This window comes from Chryseobacterium mucoviscidosis (assembly GCF_002177115.1).
GTDB lineage: Bacteria > Bacteroidota > Bacteroidia > Flavobacteriales > Weeksellaceae > Chryseobacterium > Chryseobacterium mucoviscidosis.
This window is the reverse complement of sequence record NZ_MVAG01000095.1, coordinates 1-269: the sequence shown is the minus strand read 5'-3', so window position 1 is coordinate 269 and position 269 is coordinate 1. Positions and strand designations below refer to the sequence as shown.

The following is a 269-nucleotide window of genomic DNA, read 5'->3' as shown; positions in this document are numbered from 1 at the left end:
TGATGACCTTCACCTGGCTGGTGTTGTTTGTGGTTATTGGTCTGAGCGGTGCCTGGTGGTGGCAAGACCACAAAGCTCAGCAGGAAGAGATCACCACTATGGCCGATCAATCTTCTGCGGAACTGAATAATAATCAAAGCCAGAGTGTACCGTTAGATACGTCGACAACCACAGATCAGGCTATGGCGACCACGCCGACATCACCTGTGGATACCACCGCAACCAACACGCAAACACCTGCCGTAACTGCGCCAGCACCAGCTGTTGAT

General features: G+C 52.4%; 1 protein-coding gene. It reads left to right on the top strand.

Going from position 1 to position 269, the window contains the following annotated elements; all coding sequences use genetic code 11:
* Positions 1-269, top strand: a 269-nt coding sequence (locus B0E34_RS22725) for a RodZ family helix-turn-helix domain-containing protein (RefSeq protein WP_228423029.1), incomplete at both ends; no start/stop codon positions are given.